22 protein-coding genes are annotated in these 22401 nt (G+C 40.0%); 13 read left to right on the forward strand and 9 right to left on the reverse strand.

The genetic code is table 11. The features are described from left to right. Positions 1 to 5: 5 nt before the first annotated feature. Complete coding sequence (locus tag JP36_RS01730) at positions 6 to 1709, reverse strand: ShlB/FhaC/HecB family hemolysin secretion/activation protein (protein WP_039171339.1); 1704 nt, start codon at positions 1707 to 1709, stop codon at positions 6 to 8. 146 nt (positions 1710 to 1855) lie between these two features. On the opposite strand from JP36_RS01730, the gene JP36_RS01735 reads away from it, so the two are divergent. The 3 genes from JP36_RS01735 to hutZ are packed head-to-tail and all read left to right on the forward strand — an operon-like array spanning position 1856 to position 5033. Beyond that, positions 1856 to 3988, forward strand: a complete 2133-nt coding sequence (locus JP36_RS01735) for a TonB-dependent hemoglobin/transferrin/lactoferrin family receptor (RefSeq protein ID WP_039171342.1) — start codon at positions 1856 to 1858, stop codon at positions 3986 to 3988. 23 nt (positions 3989 to 4011) lie between these two features. After that, positions 4012 to 4521, forward strand: coding sequence for a heme utilization cystosolic carrier protein HutX (gene hutX / locus JP36_RS01740; protein ID WP_021461823.1), 510 nt, complete (start codon positions 4012 to 4014; stop codon positions 4519 to 4521). After that, positions 4515 to 5033 (forward strand): heme utilization protein HutZ, encoded by a 519-nt coding sequence (hutZ, locus tag JP36_RS01745; protein WP_021461822.1) that lies wholly within the window; start codon positions 4515 to 4517, stop codon positions 5031 to 5033. The genes hutX and hutZ overlap by 7 nt, the downstream gene beginning before the upstream one ends. 363 nt (positions 5034 to 5396) lie before the next feature. Here the strand turns inward: hutZ and ruvB are convergent, their stop codons facing one another. Continuing rightward, positions 5397 to 6395 (reverse strand): Holliday junction branch migration DNA helicase RuvB, encoded by a 999-nt coding sequence (gene ruvB, locus JP36_RS01750; RefSeq protein ID WP_039171345.1) that lies wholly within the window; start codon positions 6393 to 6395, stop codon positions 5397 to 5399. 22 nt (positions 6396 to 6417) lie between these two features. Beyond that, positions 6418 to 7026, reverse strand: a complete 609-nt coding sequence (gene ruvA / locus JP36_RS01755) for a Holliday junction branch migration protein RuvA (protein WP_039171348.1) — start codon at positions 7024 to 7026, stop codon at positions 6418 to 6420. A 219-nt stretch (positions 7027 to 7245) separates the two neighbouring features. On the opposite strand from ruvA, the gene JP36_RS01760 reads away from it, so the two are divergent. The 4 genes from JP36_RS01760 (at position 7246) to gorA (ending at position 11042) form a co-directional block, all read left to right on the forward strand. Continuing rightward, the gene (locus tag JP36_RS01760; RefSeq protein WP_039171351.1) at positions 7246 to 8133 is read left to right on the forward strand and encodes a DMT family transporter; all 888 of its coding nucleotides are present in this window, start codon (positions 7246 to 7248) and stop codon (positions 8131 to 8133) included. A 57-nt stretch (positions 8134 to 8190) separates the two neighbouring features. Further along, a complete protein-coding gene (locus JP36_RS01765) occupies positions 8191 to 8733 on the forward strand; it encodes a methylated-DNA--[protein]-cysteine S-methyltransferase (RefSeq protein WP_039171354.1) in 543 nt (180 codons plus the stop codon). Between the two features lie 10 nt (positions 8734 to 8743). Further along, the gene (locus tag JP36_RS01770; RefSeq protein WP_039171358.1) at positions 8744 to 9586 is read left to right on the forward strand and encodes a 23S rRNA (adenine(2030)-N(6))-methyltransferase RlmJ; all 843 of its coding nucleotides are present in this window, start codon (positions 8744 to 8746) and stop codon (positions 9584 to 9586) included. Between the two features lie 106 nt (positions 9587 to 9692). After that, entirely contained in the window at positions 9693 to 11042 is a 1350-nt protein-coding gene (gene gorA, locus JP36_RS01775; RefSeq protein WP_039171363.1) for a glutathione-disulfide reductase, read from the forward strand. A gap of 67 nt (positions 11043 to 11109) precedes the next feature. Here gorA and fbp read toward each other — a convergent pair whose 3' ends face one another. Beyond that, on the reverse strand, positions 11110 to 12114 hold the full coding sequence (gene fbp, locus JP36_RS01780; RefSeq protein ID WP_039166874.1) for a class 1 fructose-bisphosphatase: 1005 nt from the start codon (positions 12112 to 12114) through the stop codon (positions 11110 to 11112). A gap of 133 nt (positions 12115 to 12247) precedes the next feature. Continuing rightward, positions 12248 to 13165: a cytidine deaminase gene (gene cdd, locus JP36_RS01785; RefSeq protein ID WP_039171365.1), complete on the reverse strand. Its 918-nt coding sequence runs from the start codon at positions 13163 to 13165 to the stop codon at positions 12248 to 12250. A 200-nt stretch (positions 13166 to 13365) separates the two neighbouring features. On the opposite strand from cdd, the gene JP36_RS01790 reads away from it, so the two are divergent. From JP36_RS01790 to JP36_RS01810, 5 genes are all read left to right on the forward strand, one after another. Then, complete coding sequence (locus JP36_RS01790; RefSeq protein WP_039171368.1) at positions 13366 to 14064, forward strand: TIGR01621 family pseudouridine synthase; 699 nt, start codon at positions 13366 to 13368, stop codon at positions 14062 to 14064. Positions 14065 to 14298: 234 nt separating this feature from the next. Then, a complete protein-coding gene (gene pheS, locus JP36_RS01795) occupies positions 14299 to 15282 on the forward strand; it encodes a phenylalanine--tRNA ligase subunit alpha (protein ID WP_039171372.1) in 984 nt (327 codons plus the stop codon). A 23-nt stretch (positions 15283 to 15305) separates the two neighbouring features. Further along, entirely contained in the window at positions 15306 to 17693 is a 2388-nt protein-coding gene (gene pheT / locus JP36_RS01800; RefSeq protein ID WP_039171373.1) for a phenylalanine--tRNA ligase subunit beta, read from the forward strand. A 3-nt stretch (positions 17694 to 17696) separates the two neighbouring features. Then, positions 17697 to 17993 (forward strand): integration host factor subunit alpha, encoded by a 297-nt coding sequence (locus JP36_RS01805; RefSeq protein ID WP_018347353.1) that lies wholly within the window; start codon positions 17697 to 17699, stop codon positions 17991 to 17993. A 68-nt stretch (positions 17994 to 18061) separates the two neighbouring features. After that, positions 18062 to 18556 carry a C40 family peptidase gene (locus JP36_RS01810; RefSeq protein WP_013747047.1) on the forward strand — a complete coding sequence of 165 codons (495 nt, stop codon included), beginning with the start codon at positions 18062 to 18064 and terminating at the stop codon, positions 18554 to 18556. A gap of 85 nt (positions 18557 to 18641) precedes the next feature. Here the strand turns inward: JP36_RS01810 and JP36_RS01815 are convergent, their stop codons facing one another. Genes JP36_RS01815 through lolB form a run of 3 tightly spaced genes read right to left on the reverse strand, consistent with a single transcriptional unit; the run spans position 18642 to position 21150 of the window. Beyond that, entirely contained in the window at positions 18642 to 19592 is a 951-nt protein-coding gene (locus tag JP36_RS01815; protein WP_013747048.1) for a ribose-phosphate pyrophosphokinase, read from the reverse strand. A 53-nt stretch (positions 19593 to 19645) separates the two neighbouring features. Continuing rightward, positions 19646 to 20524 carry a 4-(cytidine 5'-diphospho)-2-C-methyl-D-erythritol kinase gene (gene ispE / locus JP36_RS01820; RefSeq protein WP_021462335.1) on the reverse strand — a complete coding sequence of 293 codons (879 nt, stop codon included), beginning with the start codon at positions 20522 to 20524 and terminating at the stop codon, positions 19646 to 19648. Beyond that, positions 20524 to 21150 (reverse strand): lipoprotein insertase outer membrane protein LolB, encoded by a 627-nt coding sequence (gene lolB / locus JP36_RS01825; protein WP_013747050.1) that lies wholly within the window; start codon positions 21148 to 21150, stop codon positions 20524 to 20526. Before lolB ends, ispE begins: the two co-directional genes overlap by 1 nt. Positions 21151 to 21454: 304 nt before the next feature. Here lolB and JP36_RS01830 point away from each other — a divergent pair, with 304 nt between their 5' ends. Continuing rightward, a complete protein-coding gene (locus JP36_RS01830) occupies positions 21455 to 21661 on the forward strand; it encodes a hypothetical protein (RefSeq protein ID WP_039171376.1) in 207 nt (68 codons plus the stop codon). Positions 21662 to 21783: 122 nt separating this feature from the next. Here the strand turns inward: JP36_RS01830 and grpE are convergent, their stop codons facing one another. Beyond that, positions 21784 to 22374 (reverse strand): nucleotide exchange factor GrpE, encoded by a 591-nt coding sequence (gene grpE, locus JP36_RS01835; RefSeq protein WP_039171378.1) that lies wholly within the window; start codon positions 22372 to 22374, stop codon positions 21784 to 21786. Between the last annotated feature and the right edge of the window lie 27 nt (positions 22375 to 22401).

Consider the following 22401-nt stretch of genomic DNA (forward strand, 5'->3'; position numbering starts at 1 on the left):
ATAACTTAAAACAATTTTAAGAATGACAATACAAATTGGTGATCTTTTTCATTTGCCAATTTGTGACCAATAGGGCGGCTATAGTACGCATTTATTGAATAATTATTCGGAGCAGAAAGCTGGAATCCCACACCTATACTCTGTAATTTGATTTGATTCGTTTCTTCAGGACGTTGATTATAGGTACTGATCTTGTGGTATTTTTTACCCGCACCAATGTCATAAAATGCTGATGTCGTGAGTAAACTTTCTTTGAAAAGTGGGTAATAATGTTTGAGCGTAAATTGTCCAATGATGGCGTCAGATAAGGAAAACGCACCGGCTCGATATCCTCGCACAGCAGATTGACCGCCTAATAACATTTTTTGATTAGAAGAGAGGTTTCGATCACTTAATTGCCCTTTCACATTAATATCAAAGGCAAAATCATAAGGTAAGATCTGCTCGTGTCCTAATTCAATATTGGTTAAGGTAAATTTATTATTTTCTTGCCAATCTAGAGGACGATTTTGATAGGCTTCTGACGTTTGATTATGTTCCAGCCCAATACTCATTGCCATATTAAAATAGGTCGTTCCCTTTGGTAGGCTATTCCAAACGCCATTTAATTCTAAATTAACGAGATTAATCCGAGTGTGATTTTCTACTTCTTGGCTAGCGACTTGGCTATCTGCAATACGATTATGTGAAAGTGTAAGTTTGGTATTAACGTGTAAATCAGGTTGGCGGATAGTTGGATGTAAAAGATAAATCCCTACATTTTGATTATATCCCTTAGCATTTAATGCAGCGAAATCACCGCCTAATTTATAGTTTAAATATGAGAAGTAAGTACCGATTTTTGTTCCATATCCATCTAATAACGCCGAATATTCAATCCGAATATTTTTCAAACGACGGTTTTGGGAGCTTAACGCATTGATACTCAGCTCATCACCTAATCCGGCCAAATTGAACAATTTTCCACCCGCACTTATCCGATAGCGTCCTGTACTCGTTGAGCCTTGGTTATCGGAAAAAACATAAGCTTGCCAACGTTTGGCATCTTGCAAAAGGACATTAACATCTGTTGTGCCTGTCTTTTCCCCAGCCTGTACACTTAATTTAGATTTAATTCCTTGAATATCATTTAATAGTAATGCTAATTTTTCCGTTTCTGTTTGAGATAAATAACGTTGGCTATTAATACTTGTATTTGCCATTCGTCTGACAAAATTAGCGGATAATTTGCTTTGATTATCAATGTTAATGTTCCCAATATTCCCTTCCATCACGCCGATTGTAAGCTCACCATTTTCAATTTCTTGAGGGGGTAAGAAAGCTCGAGCAACTAAATAATTATGCTCACGGTAATATTGCGTAATTTTTTCTGTGAGTTGGTTTAAATCATCAAGTGTTATTGATTTGTTAAGATAAGGTTTAATTAAATGCGATAAATCTTGTTTTACTGGCGTTTCTAAACCTGTCTCATTGAGCAATTTAATATGTATCTGATTTAATTCAAAACGCAGTGCATTATTGCTTTGCGAATGAATATGTACGGGTTGTTTGAATAACTGCCCATCAGGCTTTTCTAAACGTTTACGTTGTTGATTGAGTTCCTGTGAAATAGCCCCAGCCTGTTGCAATTGATCTTGAAAGCTTTCTTGAGCTTGAACATATAACGGTAAAGTAAGAATACAACCAAGTAGATAATTAGAATAACGCATAATATTCACCTAATAAAAAAGGGTTAAGAGTTTATTTCGAAAACGATCATACACAAATGAAAATTATTATCAATAGTGTTGACTTTTTATTTTTTAACAAATACTATCAACTCAATTAATAAAACAGTGAATGAGAGGTTTTTCCAATGAAATTAAAGCGATCACCTATTTACTTTGCACTTTGTTCATTGCTGCCATCAGTAGGCGGGGCAGAAATGTTAGAGGAAATAGAAGTTTCTGCTTTACGAGATCCGACAGAGTATGCTCAAACACAAAATAAAATTGAACGTTTAGATCGAAATCAGTTAGAGGAAGCACAAGCAACGAGCGTTGCTCAAGCAATTTCATCTAAACCGAATATTTCAATTTCTGGAGGGAGTCGTCCACTTGCTCAAAAAGTAAATATACGAGGGCTTAGCGGAACCCGTGTTGTGCAAGTGATTGATGGCGTTCGACAAAATTTTAATTTGGAACATCGCGGATCTTATTTTCTTCCGCCAAGCACCTTGGGGCAAATTGAAGTGGTGAAAGGCCCAAGTAGTGCCTTGTGGGGGAGTGGTGCATTAGGTGGCGTAATGGCAATGCGAACGCTTAATGCCTTTGACTTACTTAAAAATAATGAGCCTTGGGGGGTGTTAGTCAAACAGGGTTACCAATCCGCTAGTTCCCTTAGTGAGACGCAAGTGGCAGCTTATGGTGCGAATGAAAAATTTGATGTGCTAGTTCAGGGTTTTCGCAATAAAAGCAATAATTTACGTTTGGGTGAAAGTTTGGGTGAGTTGCCTTACAGTGGCTTAACTCAACAAGGGGGCTTGTTGAAAGCGGGCTGGCAAATTAACGAAACTAACCGTCTTGAACTAAATTTCCGCCACACAGTCAATAAGCAACTCGCCCCTGCTAATAATGAAATGGCAGAGCCTTATACGCCTATTGATTTTTTTGATTATGTTAAGAAAAGCCGTGACACAGGTGGTAAAGTGGATTACAGCGAAGCGGGCGGAACAACAGATTTAGCACAGCAAAAAATTGTCGATACAGGGCTTTCTTTGCGTTATCTTTTTAATCCAGAATCAGACTGGATAAATAGTGAATTGACCCTCTACACTAACCGCACTAAAGAAACGGAGCAAAACCAACGCACCCTCGCTAATGACGAAACTCGTTATCGCACTTGGGGTTTTAATTTCCGCAATAGCTCAGAATTTGAGCGAGCTGCTTTTATTTATGGGGTGGATTTTTATCAAGATCACGCCATTACCGCAAGGGAGAAAAAACAACTTGATGGGACTTGTGCCAATAATCCCCTCGCGGGCTGTAGAGATCTTGCGACCGCAAAATACCGCCCAAACCCTTACAATGCAAAAGCCAATGTGTGGGGAACCTATTTGCTTAGCCACTTGAAACTTGCAGAGCAATGGACGCTTTCCCCAGCGTTGCGATTTGATCATTACAAAACCTCAGAAGTCAGCTCACAAAGCTATCAAAAAAGCCATTTATCGCCTGCATTGACGCTCAGCTATCAGCCAACAGACTGGTTTGACATTAATGTGAAATATAACGAGGCTTTCCGTGCTCCGAGCCTGCAAGAACGTTATGTTTCGGGCAATCATTTTGGTTATGACAGAATGCTGGTTACTTCTTTCCAATCAAACCCGGATCTCAAGCCCGAAGTTGCCCGTAATAAAGAAATTAATTTTAACTTCCATTGGCAAAATCTGTGGAAAGCGGAAGATTCGTTAAAAATTAGCACCGCACTTTTCCAAAATGACGTGAAAGATTTTATTAATCTTGAAGTAATTAAATATAATGATGAAGCAAAAGATATTCCTGAAATATTTCAATACCGCAATGTTCAAAATGCCCGTTTGCGTGGGGTAGAATTCAGCACAGAATACCAAACGCCAAGCTGGTCGCTCTATGCCAATTATGGAATGCTCAGAGGAAAAGATCGTCAAACGGGTGAAGCCTTGGAAAATATTAATGCAGATAGGATCATTGTTGGCGGAAATTATGCCGTGGTGGCAGATAAATTTTCCGTTGGCGGTCGCTTAAGCCATTACTTTGCCCAAAAACGCTTACCAAGCAAAACCACGCAAGAATATCCCGCTTACACCCTCGCGGATCTCACCGCGACCTATGCACCAAAACAAGGGGAGTGGGAAAACTTACGTGTTGATTTTGCGATTGAAAATCTCTTTGACAAAGCCTACACCCAAGCTTTTAGCCTCACGCCATCGGCAGGGCGAAATGTGAAAGTGAGCGTGGCTTATCAATTCTAACAGTTCAATAAAAAAGGAAAGTTATGACATTGCAACAACAAATTGCTCAGGTGTTAGAATCTCAGCCTGATTTACACACCCTTGATTTAGCTGAAAAATTCCAAGTTCCCGAAGGAAAAATTCTCAAAAATTTACCACCGCACTTTGTGTCTTTCTTTACGGGGCAAGTGGAAGCCCTGCTTGCGGAAATCCACACTTGGGGCGAGGTGGTGACGATTATCGAAAAAGCGGGTTCGATCTTTGAAATATCGGGCGTTTTTCCGCAGGGTAAAATAGGCTACGGCTATTTCAATCTGAATATGGATAAACAGCCAGATATCGCCTTGCACGGGCATCTCAAATTAGACCGCGTAAAAGACATTGCCCTTATCAGCAAGCCATTTCGTGGCAAAGAAAGCTATGCCATCGCCTTTATTACCGAAGATGACAATGTACTATTTAAAATTTATCTCGGCAGAGATACGCAACGCCAGCTTTTCCCTCATCAAGTAGAAAAATTTAACCAACTGAAAAATAAGGAAATTTTATGCTAGATCGCCAACAGCGTTTAAATCAGCGCTTAAAACCCGAAATTGAAGAATTAAAACAACAATGTAAAACCCTGTTATTAGCCACTGTAGATGAAGCGGGAATGCCGAACGCGAGCTACGCCCCTTTTGCGGAAAGCGAAAAAGGCTACTACATTTTTATTTCCACCATCGCCAAGCACGCCCGCAATTTGAAACAAAATGGCAAGGTGTCTTTAATGTTGATTGAAGACGAGCAATCCAGCCGCCAAATTTTCGCCCGCCACCGCTTAACCGCCGAGGCAGAAGTGATTGAAGTGCCGCGAAACGCTCCCGAATGGGAACTTGGCACAGGCTTACTGCAACAACGCCACGGCAATCTAATGAAGGAATTGGTCAAAATGCAAGATTTCTCCCTCTTCCACCTTATTCCGAAACAGGGGCTATTTGTAAAAGGATTTGGACAAGCCTTCCAAGTTGATGCCAATAATGAAATTGATATTGTGCATTTAGATCAGGGGCATATTGAGGAGTCGTAGTTTTTGAGGCTTAAATTGTCGAGCCAAATGCAATTCCTCGTCAAAATAAATTTCATAAGACGTTCGTTAACCTAAACATTTATGAGGTCGATGATTTAATTCATCGACTTTTGCTAGAGTTTCCCCATTACTATACTGATTTATCTCTTGCTGTTTCGAAAATATCTCGGTAATAACCCATTTGTATTTATCGAAGCACGCTTTATAAACATAATTTATATGATTTCGTAGCTATTATTACCCGCAAGTTCTTGCTTCAATTATTTGAATAGTTTGCCTTCATAAGTGAAAAGATAATTTCGATAATGCTTCGGGATTACATAGACTCCTTAAACATAGCAAAGCTTATATTGATAATAGATTTTATTTACTTACTCCAAAATGTCGATAAGTATGCAATGTGGCGATTCTTCCTCGTGGAGTACGTTGTAAGAAGCCTTGTTGAATTAAATAAGGTTCCAAAACATCTTCTATTGTTTCTTTCTCTTCACCAATTGCCGCCGCTAAATTATCCAAACCGACCGGTCCCCCGTCAAAACGTTCAATAATTGCCATTAATAGTTTACGATCCATAAAGTCAAAGCCTTCTGAATCAATGTCTAGCATTGTTAGAGCTAGTTTAGCAATTTCTACCGAAATAAAACCGCCATTTTTTACATCGGCATAATCGCGAACACGACGCAATAATCGATTCACGATTCGAGGTGTACCGCGTGAACGGCGTGCAATTTCGTGTGCTGCTTGCTCATCAATCTGGAGACTAAGACAATTTGCGCTACGCACCACAATGGAGGTTAAATCTTCAATGGAATAAAATTCCAAGCGTTGCACAATGCCAAAGCGATCTCGCAATGGCGAAGTCAATGATCCAGCACGAGTCGTTGCGCCAACCAAAGTAAAAGGAGGCAAATCCAATTTAATCGACCGTGCTGCTGGCCCTTCACCAATCATAATATCCAGCTGATAATCTTCCATTGCCGGATACAACACTTCCTCGATTGCCGGTGATAAACGATGAATCTCATCAATAAACAGCACATCATAAGGCTCTAAATTGGTCAACATTGCTGCTAAATCTCCCGCTTTTTCTAACACTGGGCCGGAAGTGGTGCGAATATTCACCCCCATTTCATTGGCGACAATATTGGCTAATGTCGTTTTTCCCAAACCGGGAGGGCCAAAAATCAATAGATGATCAAGTGCATCATTACGCATTTTTGCCGCTTTGATAAAAATATCCATCTGTTCCCGAACGTGTGGCTGTCCAACATAATCTTGCAATAATTTTGGACGAATTGCGCGGTCGATATATTCTTCTTCCGCTTTTGCTGTAGGGCTGATAATACGGTCTGCTTCAATCATATCTCTTTGCTTCTATGTATTGTTATAAGGCATTCTTCAAGGCTTCACGAATCAACTGTTCGCTATCCCATTCCGGTTTTGCCACACGTTTCACCATTTTTTCTGCTTCTACCGGTTTATAACCCAACGCAACTAACGCAGAAATGGCGTCATCCGTTGCGGAAACTTTCTCTGTATCGATGCCGCTTTGCGTTGCGGTCTGTTCAATAAAGAAATCATCGTGCTGATACGCTTTAAATTTGCCTTTCAGTTCAACAATCAAACGCTCGGCGGTTTTCTTTCCCACTCCGGGGATCTTCACCAACTTCGACAACTCTTCGCGCTCTATCGCATAAGAAAATTCGCTTACCGACATCGCTGACAAAATAGCCAACGCTAATTTAGGGCCGACACCATTGGTTTTGATTAATTCTCTAAATAGTGTGCGATCCTGCTTATGATAGAAACCGAATAGCAGATGCGCATCTTCTCGCACCACTAAATGCGTATAAATGGCGGCTTCCATATTCACTTCCGGCAAATGATAAAAACTGGTCATTGGCAATAACACTTCATAACCAATGCCGTTAACCTCCAACAAAATTTCTGGTGGCGATTTCTCCAATAAAATACCGCGTAAATGCCCAATCATAATTACCTCATTTTGTCTTCATAGCACAAGTGCGCCTTGCCCTATAAAAATGTGTTCGTTAGCATACCTTTAAACTGTATAAATATCCAGTTAATTAGTATTTTTTCCTGATTTATTATGCCATTATCCGCGACTGACTTGAAAAAAGTTTTACACGCCTTTCCTGAATGCTCATAATAGAAACATTGTCCTTCATTGTTCCTATAAGAAGAAAAATTTATGGCAAAAAAAGATGGCATTGGTGAAATTATTCTGTTTTTTGTATCCATTTTGGCAGCTTTGGGATGGTTTTTCTCAAAGTATGCTTTAGTCGGCTTTCCGCCTGTCGGTTTTATTGGATTGCGTTTTTTCTCTGCTGCTTTGTTATTCTTGCCATTTGCCTATCCACAATTTAAACGTTTAACTCGAATCGAAGTAATGCGTGCCAGCGCCACAGGGCTGTTATTCGCTGCTTTTATGGCAACTTGGATTATTGCTATTACTTATAGCAATAATCTTGGTGAGGGAGCTTTTTTGATGAGCATTTCAATGTTAATCGCACCATTGATTTCTTGGTTGGTGTTTCATAATAAACCGTTACGCTCATTTTGGATTGCTTTGCCGATTGCACTTTCCGGTGTTTATTTATTGGCGATTTCTAAAGGTGAATTGCATTTTTCGACTGACAGTCTATTCTATTTACTTGCCTCGCTATTCTCAGCAAGTTATTTTGTTTTACACAATCAATATTCAAAATCAATTCCGGCTTTAGCTTTAACTACATTGCAACTTTCTGTAGTCGGTGTGCTTTGCCTTAGTTATTCATTAATAGTTGAACCGTGGAAAAGTGAAGTGCCGACTTCAGCAATTATGTGGCTAACCATTAGCGTGCTAATCGGTACCAATTTCCGTTATATGTTGCAAACAATCGGGCAACGTTACTGCAATATTGCTAACGCTTCTATTATTATGTTGCTTGAACCGGTGTGGACAATGATAATGAGTGTTTGGTGGCTTGATGAACAATTAACAGCATTAAAATTGGCTGGTAGCGTATTAATCCTCGCCGCCTTATTAATTTATCGAATTAAAAATTTAATCGCGTTTATTCGCCGTAAAAATTATTAACTTTTCTATTTCAACCGCTTCCAATACAATAGCGAGCTTTTAAAAAGGATTAATCAAATGGCAGATCATATTTATTGGCTGACAATGTCTTCTCCGATTGGCAATTTACAGCTTTTTGCTCAAGAACAACATTTAATTAGTGTATTGTTTGAACGCGAACAGGTACAGACACAGCAAAATTGGCGTTATGATGATCAACATCCGGTGTTGCAACAAACAAAAAACGCTTTAATACAATATTTCGCTGGACAAAGAACAGAATTTTCTGATCTGCCATTACATTTAATTGGCACGGAATTTCAACGTGCCGTTTGGTTTGCATTATTAAAAATCCCTTTTGGTCAAACTGCTAGTTATGCTGATATTGCTCATCAAATAAGAAAACCAAAAGCCGTGCGTGCGGTCGGTGGTGCTGTTGGAAGAAATCCTATCAGCATTATTGTGCCTTGTCATCGTATTCTCGGCAAACAACAGCAGCTCACCGGTTTTGGTGGCGGATTGCCGGCAAAACGCTATTTGTTGCAACACGAAAACATCGCTTTTGTTGATAAAGGCATTGAATTTGTCAATCCGAAACATTGGCATCAATTAGAAAAATAAGAGGAAATTTATGTTAAGTTATCGCCACAGTTTTCATGCTGGCAATTTTGCCGATGTGCTGAAACATATTGTGCAACTTTTAATTATTGATGCGTTACAGCAGAAAGAGAAAGGCTTTCTCTATTTAGATACACACGCCGGCGCTGGTCTTTATTCATTACAAAGTTTTGAAGCAGAAAAAACAGCGGAATTTGAGCAAGGCGTCGGTTATTTATGGCAACGCCAAGATCTTCCCGAAACGGTGAAATATTATCTGGATCAAGTTGCGAAAGTAAATTCCCAACAAAAACTTCGTTTTTATCCCGGTTCTCCGCTATTGGCGGCAAATTTATTGCGTCCGCAAGACAGAGCCATTTTAACCGAATTACATCCGAGCGATTATCCGTTATTACGCAAAAATATGCAGCCTTATAAAAATGTACAGGTTAAACGTGATGACGGTTTTCAGCAGTTGAAGGCAGTCTTGCCGCCCAAAGAACGGCGTGGATTTATTCTGATCGATCCGCCATATGAATTAAAAGAGGATTATCAGCTTGTAGTGGATGCCATTGTTGAGGGCTATAAACGTTTTGCTACCGGCACATACGCCATTTGGTATCCGGTGGTTTTACGTCAACAAATTAAGAAAATGGTGCGCGCTTTAGAAGAGACTCAGATCCGTAAAATCCTACAAATTGAATTGGGTATTCGCCCTGATACCGCACAACGAGGAATGACGGCAAGCGGAATGATTGTGATTAATCCGCCTTGGAAATTAGAAGCACAAATGAAAGCCATTCTGCCGTATTTAACCAACGTTTTAGCGCCGGATGGCACCGGGCATTGGGATCTTCATTGGATTACGCCGGAATAAATATCGCTATTACCAATTAAACCAATTTATGTTAACAGTTGGCGTATTTTATTTAATTTCGTCAAAATAGACGCCATAACAGTTTAAATTTAATGGGAGAACAAAAATGAGAGAATATGATTATATTGCGATTGGCGGTGGCAGCGGCGGTATCGCTTCGATTAACCGTGCTGCCAGCTATGGTCAAAAATGTGCCATTATTGAAGCCAAATATCTTGGCGGTACTTGTGTAAACGTGGGTTGTGTGCCGAAAAAAGTGATGTGGTACGGTGCGCAAATTGCAGAAGCCATTAACCTTTATGCGCCGGATTATGGTTTTGATGTGACTGTTAACCAATTTGATTTTACAAAATTACGTGAAAGCCGTGAAGCCTATATTGATCGTATTCATCAATCCTATGAGCGAGTTCTCGGCAATAACAAAGTTGATGTCATTCGCGGTTTTGCGAAATTTGTTGACGCACACACTGTTGAAGTCAACGGCGAATTAATCAAAGCGAAACATATCTTGATCGCAACCGGCGGTCGTCCAAGTCATCCAAACATTGAAGGTGCTGAATACGGCATTGATTCCGATGGTGTATTTGCATTGAAAGCATTGCCAAAACGTGTTGCTGTAGTCGGTGCCGGTTACATTGCAGTGGAATTGTCAGGCGTTTTACATAGTTTGGGCGTTGAAACGCATCTATTTGTGCGCAAACACGCGCCGTTGCGTAATTTTGACCCGTTAATTGTTGAAACTTTAGTGGAAATTATGAATAGCGAGGGCGCAACTTTGCACACTCACGCGATTCCACAAAAAGTGGTGAAAAATGATGACGGCTCACTCACACTCTTTTTGGAAGACGGTCGCTCACAAACCGTAGATTGCCTTGTCTGGGCGATCGGTCGTGTACCGATGACCGATCAGCTCAATTTGGAAGCTGCCGGCGTGAAAACCAACAGCAAAGGCTTTATTGAAGTTGATAAATATCAGAATACCAATGTGCAAGGTATTTATGCGGTCGGCGATAATACCGGTGCGGTTGAATTAACACCGGTTGCAGTAGCTGCCGGTCGCCGTTTATCTGAACGTTTATTCAACAATAAACCGACTGAACATTTAGATTACAATTTAATCCCGACTGTTGTTTTCAGCCATCCGCCAATCGGTACTGTAGGATTGACCGAGCCTCAAGCCATTGAACAATATGGCGCAGAAAATGTGAAAGTGTACAAATCTACCTTTACTTCGATGTACACGGCGGTCACACAACATCGTCAGCCTTGTCGAATGAAATTGGTTTGTGCCGGTCCGGAAGAGAAAATTGTTGGTCTGCACGGCATTGGTTTCGGTGTCGATGAAATGATTCAAGGCTTTGCGGTTGCCATTAAAATGGGCGCGACTAAAAAAGATTTTGATAATACAGTGGCAATTCACCCGACCGGTTCGGAAGAATTTGTAACAATGCGTTAATTTTTTATAATAAAAATCCTCGTTATTCTATTGAAATAGCGAGGATTTTTTGTTTTTTTGATAGGAATTATTCTTTAAAGTCTTTCATAAATTGACCGGCTTTTTCCACCATATTTTTTGAACCGATAAAGAGCGGTGTACGTTCGTGCAATGCGGTCGGTTGAATATCAAGAATACGACGATAACCGTCAGTCGCCATACCGCCAGCCTGTTCAGCAAGGAACGCCATTGGGTTGCCTTCATACAATAGACGAAGTTTACCGTTCGGATAACGCGTGGTGGTTGGGTAAATGTAAATACCGCCTTTCAACATATTACGGTGGAAATCGGAAACCAATGAGCCGATATAACGTGATGTATAAGGACGATTGCTTGCTTCATCTTCTTCTTGGCAATATTTAATATATTTTTTCACGCCCATTGGGAATTTCAAATAATGTCCTTCATTAATGGAGTAGCAAGCCCCATCTTGTGGAATTTTGATATTTTCGTGGGAAAGAATAAATAGACCGAGCGAAGGATCGTAAGTAAAACCGTTTACGCCGTTACCGGTGGTGTAAACCAACATGGTGGATGAACCGTAAACGATATAACCGGCGGCAACTTGGCGATTACCTGGTTGCAGAAAATCTTCTAAGGTAACCGGTTGACCGATTGGTGAAACACGGCGATAGATAGAGAAAATAGTACCAACGGCAACGTTTACATCGATATTAGATGAGCCGTCCAAAGGATCGGTTAAGATAATATATTTTGCATTGCGTGCACGTTCTGTATCGAAAGCAACGATATTTTCTTCTTCTTCCGAACCGAAACCGGCAACTTCATCACGAGAAATAAGTGCTGCTTTCATTTTTTCGTGGGCGAATGCATCAAGTTTCATTTGTGCTTCGCCTTGTACATTTTGAACACCTGAATTTCCGATAATATCATTCGTTAAACCGGCTTTGTTAATATCACGGTGGATAATTTTAGCCACTAAACGAATAGAGGAGAGAATACCGCTAAGTTCACCTTTGGCATTAGGGTATTCGGCTTGTTTTTCTACAATAAATTGACCTAGAGTTTTCATAATAAACCTTACTTTTAGGATGAGAAGTTATACTATTAAAGATAACATTTTCTAATAAATGTTATAAAAATTTTTTAAACTAAAATAAAAAAATGCGAAACGGATCACAAATTTATTTTACCTTTCGATTCGATTAGTTTATTTTCGCAACGAAATATTGAAATTTAATATTCGGGTTAATTGCTTGCAATAGTTGCTCTGCCATTGAGCGTTGTTGCATTTTGGTAGGCAATTCAACCATCACCGCTGCGGTAATATCCTGATCGTGATAACCGGATAATCTCACCAGATTTATTGCCACTTGTAATGCCGGCAAACTTGGATTAAATGCGGCATTTTCGGCATAGCGACCGGTTAAAATGGTGTCATCTTTTAATAACAGTGCGACACCACAATAAGCCTGACTATAAGGTGCGTGAGAACGGTTCGCCGCCAATAATGCCTGTTGAGCCAACGGTTCAAAACTGTCAATGGTTAATTTGTTGTTATGTGGATCAAACAGACAAGTCTTGATATCAAGATCTTTCGGACCGAAAGCATCGGGTAAATATTGGTGTAAACGGTTATTTTGGGCGTGCGGTAAATGAATATAAAACTGTTCCGCACTGTTCAATTCGTTCATAAATTGGCGGCAATGCCCACAGGGTGTGTAATTTACGGTGATAGCGGTAATGGTGGCTTCATTATTCATCCAAGCGTGCGAAATCGCACTCTGTTCGGCGTGGATGGTCTGCTGCATACTGCTATCGCAAAATTCTTGATTTGCACCGAAATAAAGCGCACCGCTGATACCGTGTGCCACAGCACCAACGTTAAAATTGGAAACAGGCGTAACGGAATAACAGGCAGCGATAGGTAGTAATTGCAAAGCCAAGTGATTTACGCTCAATTTGAAATTTTTGCAAAGATCACTGACGACTTGTGGCGATAATTTTCCAACAAAATGTTGTTGAGAAAGGGCTTGATAAATGTCATTAGCGAGAATTTGATCATCCCACTGCGCGAGCTGCATCTGAATTGCTTTAATTTTTGGATTAGTTGTTGCCATCATAATATCCCTCTTATTTCTGACCTATGGCGTTATGATAGAACAAATTATGCTATCCGGTTTAAATAACCTTCATTTTTGTGATGTAGGTAAAATTATTTGTGATAAATACTGTTTTTGAGTCGGTTTTTCTTGGAAAAATTGTGAATATTTTTATGCACTCATACCATTATTTTTGAAATCGCTTATACTGGCGAACTTTTATGGTTATTGGAGAAGTGGTGTTAATGCCTTTTCAGATTGTGGCTCAAACAGAAAATTTTGTGGTAATCAATAAACCTTGTGGTGTCAGTGTACATAAAGATGATAATGAACAGGGTTTAACGACACAGCTTGCCGAACAGCTTGGTGTGGAGCAGGTTTGGTTGGTTCATCGTTTGGATAAAAGCACCTCCGGCTTATTATTGTGCGCCTTGAATCGACAAGCGGCAGCGGAATTATCGGCACAGTTTGCCGCACATCAGGTGCAAAAAATTTATTTGGCATTGGCAACGGGAAAACCGAAGAAAAAACAGGGTTTGATTAAAGGCGATATGGTGCGGAGCCGGCGATCAATGTGGAAATTGTCGCCAAGCTGCAGTAATCCGGCAATTACTCGTTTTTATTCAATCAGTTGTGAAAGCGGATTGCGTTTGTTTGTCTTAAAACCGCAAACCGGAAAAACACATCAACTGCGGGTTGCAATGAAAAGTTTGGGCAGCCCGATTTTGGGTGATCCTTTGTATGGCGATAAATCACCGGCAGATCGTTGCTATCTACACGCAGCCCTATTGGCGTTTTCATTTGCCGGAGAGCGGTTTTGCTATTCGCTGTTACCGCAAGGTGTTTATTTTGAGCGGGAGTGCGTAAAAGCGCAAATTGCGGCGGTATTACAACAAGAAATTACAGAAATACAACAATAAAACGTGATTTTTTAAGCGGTTAGTATTATCATTACTTCACTTTTAACAATTTCATTTCAGTTTAATTATGACCACATTATTTTTTAGTTTTCGATTTTTTTGCTCTTAGTATCTAAGAGGCGATTGGTTTAACTAAAATCTTGGCAATTAAACTGACAAGCCTCCTCAGTATGGAGGCTTTTTTTATGACAAATTTTGACGATTATTGAGTTATCTAAATCATAGAGGAAAGGTATGCAAAACCTAGAACAGATTACAGAGCAAGCCTTAGCGGCGATTGCAGCAGCTCAGGACGGAAAAGCGTTGGAAGCCATTCGTGTTGAGTATTTCGGGAAAAAAGGGCCTTACACATTATTAATGCAGGGGCTGCGTGATCTCTCTGTCGAAGAGCGTCCGGCAATGGGAGCAAAAATTAATGAAGCAAAACAGATAGCACAATCCGCATTGAATGCGAAAAAAGCTGAATTGGAAGAGGCGGAATTGAATGCCAAATTGGCAAAAGAACGGATTGATGTTACTTTGCCGGGACGTAAATTGGAAAACGGTGGGCTTCATCCGGTGACATTAACCATTGAACGTGTGGTGAAATTCTTCTCTGAACTTGGCTTTGCGGTGGAAACAGGGCCGGAAATTGAAACCGATCACTATAATTTCGATGCTCTAAATATTCCGGCACACCATCCGGCACGTGCCGACCACGACACCTTCTGGTTTGATGCGGAACGTTTATTGCGTACGCAAACTTCAGGCGTGCAGATTAGAACCATGGAAAAACAGCGTCCGCCGATTCGTATTATTGCGCCGGGTCGTGTTTATCGTAACGATTATGACCAAACACATACGCCGATGTTCCATCAAATTGAGTTATTGTTTGTTGATAAAAAGGCAAATTTCACTGAATTAAAAGGTTTGTTGCACGATTTCTTGCGTAATTTCTTTGAAGAAGATTTGCAAGTGCGTTTCCGTCCTTCTTATTTCCCATTCACTGAACCTTCTGCGGAAGTGGATGTGATGAGAAAAAATGGAAAATGGTTGGAAGTGTTAGGTTGCGGAATGGTACACCCAAATGTGTTACGCAATGTCGGTATTGATCCGAATGAATATTCCGGTTTTGCGGTTGGTATGGGGGTAGAGCGTTTAACAATGTTGCGTTACAACGTGACCGATCTGCGCGCTTTCTTTGAAAATGATCTACGTTTCTTAAAACAGTTTAACTAATTTGCAGGGAGATATTTGACAAAATGAAATTCAATGAATCGTGGTTGAGAGAATGGGTTAATCCTGCGATTAGCACCGAACAGTTATGTGATCAAATCACAATGTTAGGCTTGGAAGTTGATGGTGTTGAGGCGGTTGCCGGTGAATTTAGTAATGTTGTGGTTGGTGAAGTGGTGGAATGCGCACAACATCCGGATGCCGATAAACTGCGCGTAACTAAAGTGGATGTCGGTAGCGGTGAGTTATTAGATATCGTCTGCGGTGCACCAAATTGTCGTAAAGGATTGAAAGTGGCTTGTGCGAAAGTCGGCGCAGTGTTACCGGGTGATTTTAAAATCAAGAAAGCCAAGCTGCGCGGGCAACCTTCGGAAGGAATGTTATGTTCCTATGCCGAGTTAGCCATTTCAACTGACGGCAGCGGTATTATCGAATTACCGGCAGATGCACCGATCGGTATGGATTTGCGTGAATATCTTAACTTAAATGATAAAGCGATTGAGATCAGTTTAACACCGAACCGTGCGGACTGTTTAAGTATCCGAGGCATTGCTCGAGAAGTGGCAGTGGTGAATAAAGCAGCAATGAACGAATTGCAGTTTACACCGGTTAAATCCACTATCAGCGACAAAGTGGCGATTGAATTAAAAGCACCTGAAGCTTGCCCACGTTATTTATTGCGTATGGTAAGAAATGTCAATGTGAAAGCGGCAACCCCGATCTGGATGCAAGAAAAATTGCGTCGTTGCGGTATCCGTTCTATCGATCCGGTGGTTGATGTCACCAATTATATTTTGTTGGAGTTAGGTCAACCGATGCACGCATTTGATGCCGATAAGGTGACGCAACCAATCCAAGTCAGAATGGCGAAAAACGGTGAAAAATTAGTATTGTTGGACGGTTCAACCGCAGAGTTAAAAGAGAATACGTTATTAATCGCTGATCAAAATGGTCCATTGGCAATGGCAGGTATTTTTGGTGGAGAAGCAAGCGGTGTGAATGAAAATACACAAAATGTGATTTTAGAATCCGCCTTTTTTGCACCGTTGGCAATCACCGGACGAGCCAGACAGTATGGCTTGCATACAGACGCTTCGCACCGTTTTGAACGTGGTGTGGATTTTGAATTACAGCGCTATGCGATGGAACGTGCCACTGCATTGTTAATCGAAATTTGTGGTGGTGAAGCTGGTGAAATTTGTGAGGTTGTTGATGAAAATGCATTACCAAAATTAAATCCGGTAACATTGCGTCGTGAAAAATTGGATAACTTGCTAGGTCATCATATTGAAACTGCAAGTGTTACTGATATTTTGCAGCGTTTAGGCTTCCAGGTTTCCTATGTAAACGATGTTTGGACTGTGGTACCTACTAGTTGGCGTTTTGATATTGAAATCGAAGAAGATTTAATCGAAGAAGTGGCTCGTATTTATGGTTATAACACAATTCCTAATAATGCACCGTTGGCACATTTAATGATGCGCGAACATAAAGAGTCTGATGTTTCATTAAGCCGCATTAAAACAGCGTTTGTTGAGCACGATTATCAAGAAGCGGTCACTTATAGTTTTGTTGATCCGAAAGTGCAGCGTTTATTGCACCCTGAGCAAGAAGCGTTGATTTTGCCAAATCCGATCTCTGTTGAGATGTCAGCAATGCGTGTTTCCTTATTGAGCGGATTGCTTGGTGCAGTGGCATATAACCAAAATCGTCAACAATCTCGAATCCGTCTATTTGAAAGCGGTTTGCGTTTTGTTGTTGATGCCGATCATCCGATTGGTGTGCGTCAAGAGTTTGTGATTGGTGGGGTAATTTCAGGTAATCGTCATAATGAACATTGGGCGATTAAGTCGGAAGCTGTCAACTTCTTTGATTTGAAAGGTGATCTAGAAAGTATTTTTGATCTCTCCAACGCTGGAAAAAATATTAAATTTGTTGCAAAATCGTATCCAGCCTTACATCCGGGGCAATCAGCTGCCATTATGTTGGGTGATGAGGAGATCGGTTTTATCGGTACGATCCATCCTCGTGTAGCACAAAAATTGGATTTAAACGGAAAAGTTGTCGTGTTTGAAGTTTTATGGGATAAGATTTCACATAAAGATGTTATTCAAGCCAAAGAAATTTCCCGATTCCCTGCTAACCGCCGCGATTTGGCGATTATTGTGGCAGAGAATGTGACTGCCGATGAGGTGTTAACGGTTTGTCGTGAGGCTGCCGGCGCACAATTAACACAAATTAATTTATTTGATGTTTATCAAGGTGCAGGGATTGCCGAAGGAATGAAGAGTTTAGCGATTAGCTTGATTTTGCAAGATAATGAAAAAACGCTAAGTGATGAAGAAATTTCAGCAGTGGTAGATACCGTGTTATCTGCATTGAAAGAGAAATTAAACGCTTATTTGAGAGATTAATTTATGACACTAACAAAAGTAGAACTTGCTGAAAATTTGATTGAGAAATTCAATCTAAATAAAAATGATGCAAAAGAGTTGGTTGAATCATTTTTTGAAGAAATCCGTCAGGCGCTTGAGTCCGGTGAAGAGGTGAAGTTATCCGGTTTTGGAAACTTTGAATTGCGTGATAAAACATCACGTCCGGGTCGTAACCCTAAAACAGGTGAGTATGTGCCGATTACTGCGCGTCGTGTTGTAGTGTTCAAAGCAGGGCAAAAATTGCGGGCACGCGTTGAGAAATCTAAACCGAAAGATTAATTGAATAAAAAGAGTATTCCTTGAACAGGGGTACTCTTTATTTTATCTGTTTCTTGTAAGAATGGAGAATGTCCGTGTTAAAAATAAAACTAACATCTTCTGTTAAAACAAGTTTAATTATTGGTTTAGTCTTAGGATTGGCAGCTTGTTCATCACATCGTCATTCATATAACAGTCGGATGCCTGATCCGATTTATACGATGGCACAGCTCAGTGAGCAGCAGCACGAGTGGTATCGCACTCCTTATCGGATAGGCGGCAATACGAAAAGTGGGGTTGATTGTTCCGGCTTTGTGATGAGAACGTTTTCGGATCGTTTTGCGATTCAATTACCACGCACCACTACTGCACAATCTAAAGTCGGCATTGAGGTCGGTTTAGATGAAATCCAGACCGGTGATTTGGTTTTCTTTAAAACCGGCAGAGGTCCTAATGGTTACCACGTTGGTATTTATGTCAAAAATAACCAATTTTTACACGCTTCTACCAAAGGTGGTGTTATCTATTCCTCACTGAATAATCCTTATTGGAATAAAGCGTTTTGGCAAGTTCGCCGTTTGTAGTCGATTTCTCAAAATAGACATAATGACAATGAAAAAACCTGCTAGATCAGCAGGTTTTTTGTTATGGAGTATTGCAGCGAATCTATTAATTATTAAACATTGCTGAAATAGATTCTTCGTTACTGATACGTCGGATTGCTTCTGCCAACATACCGGATAAAGTCAACACGCGTACTTTATTCAAGGCGATAATTTCCGGTCTAAGCGGAATAGTGTCGGTAACAACGATTTCATCTAATGCCGGGCTGGCAATGTTTTTCGGTGCTGAACCGGAGAAAACAGCGTGCGTTGCATAAGCAAATACACGTTTTGCACCACGTTCTTTTAATGCTTCCGCCGCTTTACATAATGTACCGCCGGTATCGATCATATCATCAACCAAGATACAATCACGATCGGCAACATCACCGATAATATGCATCACTTGAGAAACATTGGCACGAGGACGACGCTTATCGATAATCGCCATATCTGTGTCATTTAATAATTTTGCTACTGCACGAGCACGAACCACACCGCCGATATCCGGAGAAACGACAATCGGATTTTCCAAATCAGTTTTCTTCAAAATATCATCCAATAGAACCGGTGAACCGAAAACATTATCTACCGGCACATCAAAGAAACCTTGAATCTGTTCTGCGTGCAAGTCGCAAGTTAAAACACGGTCAACGCCGACATTGGATAAAATATCTGCTACCACTTTTGCTGTAATCGGCACACGGGAAGAGCGCACACGACGGTCTTGACGGGCATAACCGAAATAAGGCACAACTGCAGTGATTCTTCCGGCAGAAGCACGACGAAGGGCATCGATCATAACCACTAATTCCATCAAACTATCATTTGTCGGCGCACAAGTGGATTGAACGATAAATACATCGGAACCACGTACATTTTCATTGATTTGAATTTGGATTTCACCATCACTGAAACGACCCACGATGGCATCGCTAAGTGAAGTATAAAGACGTTCAGAAATTTTTTTTGCTAGTTCTGGTGTTGCGTTACCAGCAAACAGCTTAATGTCAGGCATTTTTAACCTCAGAGTTGGTTTTTTAAAATTCAGATTGCAATGCAATCCACACGTTAACAATTTTGTTGCATATCCTCAAGGGCAAGGTATAACGGAGAACGATTTACCCCTTTGGCAACAAACCCTGATAAGTGGGTCGGGCGTTGTTGATATACGGCTATTGCAGCATCTTGCGAATCAAACTCGGCAAAAATGCAAGCGCCAGTCCCTGTTAAACGGGTCGGTGCATATTGTACCAACCACTGAATAGCTTGTTCAACCTCAGGATAATGATCTCGCACAACTTTTTCGCAATCGTTTGTATAAACGTCGGCTAATAATTGTGACAAAGATCGTTTTGGTGTATTTCTCGGCAATTTCGGATCTTGAAAGATTTTTGCGGTAGAAATCGCCACATTCGGTTTTAATACCACATAATATTTCTCATCCGGTTCACAATAGCTGATTTTTTCACCGACACCTTCGGCAAAAGCGGCTTTACCGTGAACAAAAATCGGCACGTCCGCACCGAGTTTTAAACCGAGCTCGGCTAATTGAGAGAGTGAAAGATTGGTTTGCCACAAATAATTCAAGGCGACTAATGTTGTTGCCGCATCGGATGAACCGCCACCAACGCCACCGCCCATCGGCAGCTTTTTCTCAATGGAGAGCGAAGCACCCAGCGAAGTTTGCGTGTATTGTTGTAATAATTTTGCGGCACGAAAAATAAGATTATCTTCAGGCACAACATCATCCAATTGATTTTCCAAAGTGATATTGCCACTGTTATTTATTGTTACAGTGAGCTGATCTGAAAAATCTAAAAATTGGAATAATGTTTGTAATTCGTGATAACCATCTTCACGTCGCCCATTAATATATAAAAAAAGATTTAATTTTGCCGGGCAAGGAAATGAAAAAGAACGATTTAAAAAAGAGTTATTTTCAACCATTAGAAAGTCCATTTTTTAATTTGAATTTTTAAGGTTTTATCCGGGCTACTAATAAATAAATTTTGCGGCAACTTTGGCGATTGTTGATTATAATTTACATATTTCGCCTGCCATATTTCATTTTGCCATTGATAATCAAAATGGCTTAATAAACCCTGCTGATTAACAACATAATTTTGTGTATTTCCCGGCAACCCTTTTAACCAATTCGGAAATTGTTCTACCGGAAAATCAAAACCGATAATATCTTGTAATAATTGATGAATATCCTTATCGGCATAATAATTGCCTTTATTATCGAAAATTACAGTATTATTTGCTGTTTTTTCAATAGTTAATGTACTGCGACTTAATAAGGAAGAAAAATATAAACGATAATGTTGCTCACCTAAATATTGCCATTGAAACGAGGAAGAAAAACGCTCTTCTTTGCTGATATAACCTAATTGCCCTTCTGCCGCATAATGATTAATCGCATTCACCGCCTGTTGATGTTGCAACCATACCGGATCGTTATGCGGTAACGTAACTTGAGGTGCAACAAATTGTCCATCATTTGCACAGCCGATAAATAATAAAGTTAATCCCGATAATAAACCGAGCCGTACTGTCTTTTTAATATTCACTGTCTATTCCTGATATGAGAGATGAGAGCGATATTTTAATCAAAAGTTAATGGGATGGGAAGGAGAGCAATATTTTGGATAAAAAACGATTAATTAAAGATTGATTTTTAATCATTTCTGTGGGGTGTTTACAGTAAGTTTTTATAAGAAAATAATTTAATAAGTTATCAAAGAGAAAAGTGTGATCCATATCGCATAATGATGATTTAAAAGAGAAAATAGAGCTAAAAATACAAATTTGTAATTTTGTTTTTTAGGCTATTTTAGTATTATTATTTGTAACAAACTTTACAAAGGAGTAACTATGTCATTAGAAATTTCCTGCAAGATTGCGTTTGTTTCGCTCTATCAAGAAACAACAAAATTTATACTTTCAGAAGCTTGGAAACAAATAGAAAAGTATATCCCGATACCATTATTGGAGGCTATCAATGAATACCAATCTCTTATCAAAGCGATCAATGTTGAAGCGAATCGGATTGTGCTTGGTTCGGAACAGTTAGTGGAGTAGCTTCAATCACAATTAACCTCTTTATTTGAAAATATCAATCTAACTTCTGATAGATACACTAATAAATAATATGAGAAAACCTCTTAGGCTGCTTGGTTCAGCTTAAGAGGTTTTTTGTTTTTTTAAGAGGCAACCATTACCATCGCAGGACGAATAACGCGTCCGTTTAGTAGATAGCCTTTTTGTAGAACGGTAGTGATTTGATTAGCGTTGAAGCCTTCGGTTGGTTGCATTGAGATTGCTTGGTGAAGATCTGGATTAAAAGTTTCACCTACAACGCCGACTGGTTCGATACCGAATTTAGCTACGGTAGAAAGGAGGTCTTTTAGGGTAAGTTCTACTCCATCAAAAAGAGCTTTTACGCTTTCATCTTCAGAGGTGTTTGGGGTTGCAGCAGCTCGCTCTAAATTATCAATTACATTAAGAATCTCTTTGGCAAATTTTTCTAAGCCGAATTTATGTGCTTTTTCTACGTCCGCTTCGGTACGGCGGCGGATATTATCAATTTCAGCACGAGCTCTTAACATAATATCCTGTTCTTTTTTGGCAGCTTCTTCTAATTGACCTTCTAAATCTTGGATTTTGGCAAGTGCTTCACTTAATGGATCAATTTCGTTGCTTTTTTCTTGCTCGTTGACGTGTTCTGTTTCTGTAGCTTGTTGATTTACTTCTTCATTCATCGCGTTTTGTTCGTTGTTTTGTTGTTCAGACATAATATTCTCCAAAATCAAAAAGAGGCA

The sequence above is a fragment of the Gallibacterium genomosp. 1 genome, from assembly GCF_000771875.1.
In the GTDB taxonomy this organism is placed as follows: domain Bacteria; phylum Pseudomonadota; class Gammaproteobacteria; order Enterobacterales; family Pasteurellaceae; genus Gallibacterium.

Coding starts and splice junctions, on each gene's coding strand:
- JP36_RS01730 (WP_039171339.1), bottom strand. CDS start 1,709: ATGCGTTATTCTAATTATCTACTTGGTTGTATTCTTACTTTACCGTTA.
- JP36_RS01735 (WP_039171342.1), top strand. CDS start 1,856: ATGAAATTAAAGCGATCACCTATTTACTTTGCACTTTGTTCATTGCTG.
- hutX (WP_021461823.1), top strand. CDS start 4,012: ATGACATTGCAACAACAAATTGCTCAGGTGTTAGAATCTCAGCCTGAT.
- hutZ (WP_021461822.1), top strand. CDS start 4,515: ATGCTAGATCGCCAACAGCGTTTAAATCAGCGCTTAAAACCCGAAATT.
- ruvB (WP_039171345.1), bottom strand. CDS start 6,395: ATGATTGAAGCAGACCGTATTATCAGCCCTACAGCAAAAGCGGAAGAA.
- ruvA (WP_039171348.1), bottom strand. CDS start 7,026: ATGATTGGGCATTTACGCGGTATTTTATTGGAGAAATCGCCACCAGAA.
- JP36_RS01760 (WP_039171351.1), top strand. CDS start 7,246: ATGGCAAAAAAAGATGGCATTGGTGAAATTATTCTGTTTTTTGTATCC.
- JP36_RS01765 (WP_039171354.1), top strand. CDS start 8,191: ATGGCAGATCATATTTATTGGCTGACAATGTCTTCTCCGATTGGCAAT.
- JP36_RS01770 (WP_039171358.1), top strand. CDS start 8,744: ATGTTAAGTTATCGCCACAGTTTTCATGCTGGCAATTTTGCCGATGTG.
- gorA (WP_039171363.1), top strand. CDS start 9,693: ATGAGAGAATATGATTATATTGCGATTGGCGGTGGCAGCGGCGGTATC.
- fbp (WP_039166874.1), bottom strand. CDS start 12,114: ATGAAAACTCTAGGTCAATTTATTGTAGAAAAACAAGCCGAATACCCT.
- cdd (WP_039171365.1), bottom strand. CDS start 13,165: ATGATGGCAACAACTAATCCAAAAATTAAAGCAATTCAGATGCAGCTC.
- JP36_RS01790 (WP_039171368.1), top strand. CDS start 13,366: ATGGTTATTGGAGAAGTGGTGTTAATGCCTTTTCAGATTGTGGCTCAA.
- pheS (WP_039171372.1), top strand. CDS start 14,299: ATGCAAAACCTAGAACAGATTACAGAGCAAGCCTTAGCGGCGATTGCA.
- pheT (WP_039171373.1), top strand. CDS start 15,306: ATGAAATTCAATGAATCGTGGTTGAGAGAATGGGTTAATCCTGCGATT.
- JP36_RS01805 (WP_018347353.1), top strand. CDS start 17,697: ATGACACTAACAAAAGTAGAACTTGCTGAAAATTTGATTGAGAAATTC.
- JP36_RS01810 (WP_013747047.1), top strand. CDS start 18,062: ATGTCCGTGTTAAAAATAAAACTAACATCTTCTGTTAAAACAAGTTTA.
- JP36_RS01815 (WP_013747048.1), bottom strand. CDS start 19,592: ATGCCTGACATTAAGCTGTTTGCTGGTAACGCAACACCAGAACTAGCA.
- ispE (WP_021462335.1), bottom strand. CDS start 20,524: ATGGTTGAAAATAACTCTTTTTTAAATCGTTCTTTTTCATTTCCTTGC.
- JP36_RS01830 (WP_039171376.1), top strand. CDS start 21,455: ATGTCATTAGAAATTTCCTGCAAGATTGCGTTTGTTTCGCTCTATCAA.
- grpE (WP_039171378.1), bottom strand. CDS start 22,374: ATGTCTGAACAACAAAACAACGAACAAAACGCGATGAATGAAGAAGTA.